The following is a 5,724-nucleotide window of genomic DNA, read 5'->3' as shown; positions in this document are numbered from 1 at the left end:
ACCACTAACGACAGACGGGAGCTTCAGAAAGAAGTTGACCAGCTAAAGGCTGAGATTAGTCGCATCTCAAACGATAACCTATAGTTGCCATCCGTAGGTGGTGCCGAACGAAAAATAACACCGATGTCGCTATTGTTAGACGACCATAGACCGCTAGAATTACCTGTGAGCAACTTTTTGGTATTGTATTCGGTGGATGAGGAGATGCGACTAATCTCAGCCTTTAGCTGGTCAACTTCTTTCTGAAGCTCCCGTCTGTCGTTAGTGGTGTAGGTGCCGTTACCAGCCTGAACTGCTAACTCCCGTATACGCTGAACCATTTCCCCTATTACTTCCATGCCACCTTCTGCTGTTTGCAGAAGGGAAATTCCATCTTGGGCATTCAAATATGCCCTTGCCATTCCCCTGATTTGTCCCCGCAATTTTTCAGAAATAGCCAAACCCGATGCGTCATCCGATGCGTGATTTATCCGCAGTCCAGATGACAGGCGTTCAATAGACTTAGCCAATGAGCTATTAGCCCGTGCTAGATTGCCCTGTGCAATGACAGATGCCGTGTTTGTGTAAACACTAAGTGCCATGATACGTTACCTCCATGTAAAAGACGTTTTAGTGGAATCCGTCCACAAACGTGTTCTTATTCAATTGTGTTTTCGTTGTTATCCCTAACAACGCGTCCATATAGGCAGTCTTCCATGACTGATAAGTCAGTTCTAGAAACCAGCAATCGGCACTGTCGCAAGAAAACTTTAGCAACTTTTCTGCAAGAGCAGACTTACGGCGCACCGATAGCCTCTCTATCGGCAGAAACACGGGCATGCTTTAGTAGATTTTTATGGACACTTACCTAAAAATGGTGTATAGTTGACGTGTGTAGGTATAAGTTCACTTATATTAAAGGAGGAGTGTAGTTATGTCAGAATTAAAGAAAATTGACCATCTTGGTTGGGCTTTTGAGCCAGCAGAAATCCCCGCTGTGCTTGAGTTTTTTGAAAAGACCTTTGGTGTTAAGGAAGCATTTAAGGAAGAAGTGGCTGACCAAAAGGTTATCACCCACTTTCTAGACGTAGGTGGCGTGTGGATTGAGCTGTTGGAGCCAACCTCTCCAGACAGTAACGTTGCTAAGTGGCTGACCGACAAGGAAGGCAAGAAAAAGAAAGGTTTCCACCACATCGCTTACGAAGTGGCAGACATCAACGCAGCTATAGCTAAGGTTAAGGCTGCTGGGCAACAAATGATTGACGAAGCACCTCGTCCGGGCGCAAACAAACAGCTGATAGCTTTCGTTCACCCTAAAAGCACACACGGCGTGATGATGGAGTTGTGCCAAGCTGCTAAGTAAGGTGCATGGAACAACTAAAACACGAATGCGGGGTCGCTTTATTGCGACTGTTGAAACCGCTGGAGTATTACCATGAGAGGTATGGCAGTTGGCGGTATCCGCTGAATAAGCTATACCTTCTCATGGAAAAACAACACAATCGCGGACAGGATGGTGCAGGTATTGCCGCCGTCAATTCGCGGGTTCCCACTGGCAGGGAATATATATTGCGCGAACGTGCACTCGGCAGTAATGCCATTCAAGAGCTATTTGGCAGACTAAGCACAAAATACTCAAAAGACCCGACTCTTGCCGCTAAAAGCCTCGCCTCTGCTGGCGAAATGCTTATGGGGCACTTGCGCTACAGCACTACAGGAGATGCAGGCATATCATACGTACACCCGTTTCTGCGTCGTAGTAGCTGGAAATCCAAAAGCCTTATGGTTTGCGGCAATTTTAATATGACAAATACGGACGAAATATTTAATGGATTTATCAGCAGGGGACAGCACCCTCGCATATATGCTGATACATTTCTAGTGCTGGAAACAATCGGTAATGAACTAGACCGTGCTGTAGAAAAGATATACTCCGAGAATCTATCATATATTGGCGAAAGCAGGGCGATGAGCGAGACTATATCAAGCGAGTTGAACTTCCCAGAAATATTGCATGCATCTAGTGCCAACTGGGATGGCGGTTACGTCATCGGCGGTATAACAGGGGATGGTAACGGCTTTGCCATACGCGACCCGTGGGGGATACGCCCCGCATTCTACTACTATGACGATGAGTTTGCGGTGCTGGCAAGCGAACGCCCCGTTATACAAACAGCATTCAATGTTGACATAGCCGATGTGCACGAATTAGAACCCGGACAGGGGATATTTTTTACATATAAAAACGAGGTAAAACTTGCACAAGTGCGTGAACCGCAGGAGAGATTGCACTGCTCATTTGAACGAATATACTTCTCACGTGGTGGAGATGCCGACATCTATGGAGAACGCAAACAACTAGGCAGGCAGCTAGTGCCACAAGTCCTAGAAGCTGTTGAGGGCGACCTAGAGCACACGGTGTTTTCATTCATCCCCAATACTGCTGAGGTTGCATTTATTGGCATGATAGAGGGGTTGGAAGACTATCTGAGCGACATAAAGCTAGCTAAAATAAAGGAAGCTACTACAGATGATGAGCGTAAAGCCGTGCTGGCTATGCGTATTCGCCATGAAAAGGTTGCTATTAAAGATATAAAGTTGCGAACGTTCATAGCAGATGACAGTGGCAGGGATGAGCTTGCCACGCACGTGTATGACATTACGTATGGGACAATCGTGCCCTATGTTGACAATCTAGTGGTGCTAGACGACAGTATAGTGCGTGGCACAACGTTAAAACAGAGCATATTAAAGATGTTAGACAGATTGCACCCTAAGAAAATAATAATAGTCTCGTCATCGCCACAGATAAGATACCCCGACTACTATGGCATATACATGAGCAGTATGAATGAATTTATAGCATTCCGCACGGCAATCGCCCTGTTGCACGAGCAACACAAAGAACATGTAATAGACGAAGTGTATGAACTCTGCAAAAAACAACAGAACTTGCCGAAGAAGGATATTGTCAACTATGTAAAGAGAATTTATGAACCTTTCACAGACGAAGAGATTTCTGCCAAGATGGGAAAACGGCTGGTAACATACGAGATAAAGGCTGATGTAGCAGTGGTTTATCAGACTATAGACGGACTGCACAAAGCTATCCCCAACCACAAAGGTGATTGGTATTTCACTGGCAACTATCCTACACTCGGTGGCAATATGTCAATAAACCGGTCGTTCATTAGTTTTTATGAAGAGCACTATATGAAAAAACAAAGCTGATGCTATTTACAGGGTGACTATTCTACGCTTTTTGTGGAATACCAGTCAATGATTGCGTTAGGGTCTATACCGAGTGGCAGAGGGTTGACCGTTGATACTATTTGCCTGCCCATAGCAGCTGGTTTTGCTAAGTCTAGCAGGGTCGGTGGTGTAGGGTTGTGTTTAGCGTCTGAAATTACCAACAATACAGGTCGTCTAATGTCATCCTGCACCTCTACAACAATGGCAAGCTCATTAGTATTGAGTATAACAAGGGCACTTGCTGGATATAGCCCCACAGTGCTGATAAATATCTCTGTCAGCTTCTCATTAAACTGCTTTCCCGCCATCTTAAATATTTTAGCTATTGCCGTAGTGGGTGGTATCGCTACGTGATATGGAGTGTCAGAGGTCATAGCATCGTATGTATCTGCCAAACTAATGATTTTAGCGCATTTGTGAGTATGTGCATCAAGCAGTCCGCCCGGATAGCCTGAACCATCTGCACGTTCATGATGGCTATAGACTCCCATCAGCGTGTCAACACCGACAGTTCTATCCCTTGATAACATGTCATAGCCAAACTCTGGGTGTCGCTTAATATATGCCTTTTCATCACCGTTAAGAACAGCTTTCTTATTCAATACTGCTTCAGGTATCTTCATCTTGCCTACATCGTGCATCAATGCAGCAAATGCCAGCTCATAAAGCTCCCGTTTGCTCATTTGCAGACGCCTGCCTACTGACAGGGCAAGTATCGCTACGTTTATTGAGTGGCTATAGGTGTAGCTGTCTTTATTCTTCATACGAGCCACGCTGGTAAAAGCAACAGGGCTTTCCAGACAGTTAGCTAAAACATCTGATACTAATCCACCAGTAGTTTTAGTATCAACCAAGCCGCCAAACTTCGTATCCGTTAATAGTTTGTTAGTTATAGTTTCGGTAGTCTTGTGCATGTTCGCCATACCAACTATATCTTTCAACATCGGCAAGTCATGCTCATCAGGTTTCCTAAAGACAGCATCTTTCAGATAAAACTCGTCAACGACACTAGGCACACTGGTGTATTTCTTAACGGTGGCGTCTGCTGCTGCTAGAGCATCAATGCGGACATAAGCATAATCAACACCCTGACGGATAAGCTCGCCTTTAGTAAATGCAGCATCGGACATCGGCAAGCCGTAATGGGAATAAACAACACCCGTTTTATCAAAACGAACTACTATCATCCCATCGGATAGGTCTTTAACGGAAAGTTTAGCTATTTCTGCCACAAATAAGTGCCCCCTCCCTTCAATCCTTAACCTAATGAACACCAACCTTCGGAAATCAAGCTGGTGAAAGGACTTGAACCCTCAACCTGCTGATTACAAGTCAGCTGCTCTACCAATTGAGCTACACCAGCACGGGGGTTAGTCTAATTTAAATTTTTATAAAAGTCAAGTCTTTTGTTGGGTTGATATAATGTGAAATATGAGCTATAAAGGAGTTATGGCTAGCGAGAGCAAAATATCTGTGATAATCCCTATGTATAACGCTGAGCGGTATATTGCGCAGTGCCTAGAAAACATTATCTACCAGAGCCATAAAAACCTTGAAATCATCATCGTGGATGACGGCTCCATTGATAATAGTAAAGATGTTTGCGATGGTTATGCCAGCAGAGACTCGCGAATTAAAATAATTGCACAGGCTAATCAGGGTGTTGCGTCTGCGCGCAATAAGGGTATTGATAGTGCCAATGGACAATATATCCACTTTATGGATGCTGACGACTATATATACGACCTAGATTATTACGAAATGATGTTAGAGACAGCTCTCATGACCGATGCCGCAATAGTCCGTTCTGGCATGTTTGATGAGCGGAGTGGCGACATACAGATGGCATCAGCACATCGCTACGTGCTAACGGGAGGGGTATCTAACCTTTATGGTGGTGTGGTTTGGGCGGCTCTATTCAGACGTGATTTTATCAAAAAACATCAACTACGTTTTTTGGGGCGGTTTTCTCAATTTGAAGACACTATGTTTAGCTGGGAGGCTGCAATTTGCACCGAGCGGACGGCGGTCTGCCCGCGTGTCTTGGTGTTTCACAGATATGTGCAAGGCTCTCTGTCAACTGGTCTTGATGAGCACAATAGGCTCAAGATTAGGCAGGCTTATAACGAGGAGCTGGATGCACTAGAGTTGAAATATAATGTAAAAATCCCCAGAATGGAAAAGGTTAGGGAGCGACCAGTTATCACAAAATATAGATTATTTTCTACAATCGTGGTAATCAAGAAAGAAAAATATTCGTGGAAGACTAGATACTTATTGTTCGGTGTGATACCGATACTTACTATACGTGGACGATGAAAGAAAAGGTATGTAATGCCACAGTTAAAATGCCCCTCAATTCCACAAGTTAAAATGCCCCTATTTAGGTGTTAAAGGTATGCTGTTTTCCGTTGTAGAATATAGAGAATGATTTATCAATGAATTCGCGGACGAGGACTTTGTTAACTCTAGGGGCGTGAACGGACTTGGAGG

General features: G+C 44.4%; 6 protein-coding genes and 1 tRNA gene. 3 read left to right on the top strand and 4 right to left on the bottom strand.

Going from position 1 to position 5,724, the window contains the following annotated elements; translation table 11 throughout:
• Positions 1-23: 23 nt before the first annotated feature.
• Both AC1MDJ_RS06515 and AC1MDJ_RS06510 read right to left on the bottom strand, forming a co-directional pair.
• Positions 24-581, bottom strand: coding sequence for a flagellin N-terminal helical domain-containing protein (locus AC1MDJ_RS06515; protein ID WP_479690124.1), 558 nt, complete (start codon positions 579-581; stop codon positions 24-26).
• A gap of 28 nt (positions 582-609) precedes the next feature.
• Complete coding sequence (locus tag AC1MDJ_RS06510) at positions 610-819, bottom strand: hypothetical protein (protein ID WP_479690123.1); 210 nt, start codon at positions 817-819, stop codon at positions 610-612.
• A gap of 94 nt (positions 820-913) precedes the next feature.
• On the opposite strand from AC1MDJ_RS06510, the gene mce reads away from it, so the two are divergent.
• Both mce and AC1MDJ_RS06500 read left to right on the top strand, forming a co-directional pair.
• Positions 914-1,342 (top strand): methylmalonyl-CoA epimerase, encoded by a 429-nt coding sequence (gene mce, locus AC1MDJ_RS06505; protein ID WP_479690122.1) that lies wholly within the window; start codon positions 914-916, stop codon positions 1,340-1,342.
• Between the two features lie 5 nt (positions 1,343-1,347).
• Positions 1,348-3,210, top strand: a complete 1,863-nt coding sequence (locus tag AC1MDJ_RS06500; protein WP_479690121.1) for an amidophosphoribosyltransferase — start codon at positions 1,348-1,350, stop codon at positions 3,208-3,210.
• Positions 3,211-3,227: 17 nt separating this feature from the next.
• On the opposite strand, the gene AC1MDJ_RS06495 is transcribed toward AC1MDJ_RS06500, so the two are convergent.
• Together AC1MDJ_RS06495 and AC1MDJ_RS06490 are read right to left on the bottom strand one after the other, a co-directional pair.
• On the bottom strand, positions 3,228-4,463 hold the full coding sequence (locus tag AC1MDJ_RS06495) for an HD-GYP domain-containing protein (protein ID WP_479690120.1): 1,236 nt from the start codon (positions 4,461-4,463) through the stop codon (positions 3,228-3,230).
• A gap of 58 nt (positions 4,464-4,521) precedes the next feature.
• Positions 4,522-4,594: transfer RNA gene (locus AC1MDJ_RS06490), tRNA-Thr, on the bottom strand.
• Positions 4,595-4,680: 86 nt separating this feature from the next.
• Between AC1MDJ_RS06490 and AC1MDJ_RS06485 the strand changes: the two genes are divergently transcribed.
• On the top strand, positions 4,681-5,550 hold the full coding sequence (locus AC1MDJ_RS06485) for a glycosyltransferase (protein ID WP_479690119.1): 870 nt from the start codon (positions 4,681-4,683) through the stop codon (positions 5,548-5,550).
• Positions 5,551-5,724: the final 174 nt, after the last annotated feature.

The sequence above is a fragment of the Candidatus Termitispirillum reticulitermitis genome, assembly GCF_054655775.1.
The sequence above is the reverse complement of the archived record's forward strand: the minus strand, read 5'-3'. Positions and strand labels throughout refer to the sequence as shown.

Coding starts and splice junctions, on each gene's coding strand:
- AC1MDJ_RS06510 (WP_479690123.1), bottom strand. CDS start 819: ATGCCCGTGTTTCTGCCGATAGAGAGGCTATCGGTGCGCCGTAAGTCT.
- mce (WP_479690122.1), top strand. CDS start 914: ATGTCAGAATTAAAGAAAATTGACCATCTTGGTTGGGCTTTTGAGCCA.
- AC1MDJ_RS06515 (WP_479690124.1), bottom strand. CDS start 581: ATGGCACTTAGTGTTTACACAAACACGGCATCTGTCATTGCACAGGGC.
- AC1MDJ_RS06485 (WP_479690119.1), top strand. CDS start 4,681: ATGGCTAGCGAGAGCAAAATATCTGTGATAATCCCTATGTATAACGCT.
- AC1MDJ_RS06500 (WP_479690121.1), top strand. CDS start 1,348: ATGGAACAACTAAAACACGAATGCGGGGTCGCTTTATTGCGACTGTTG.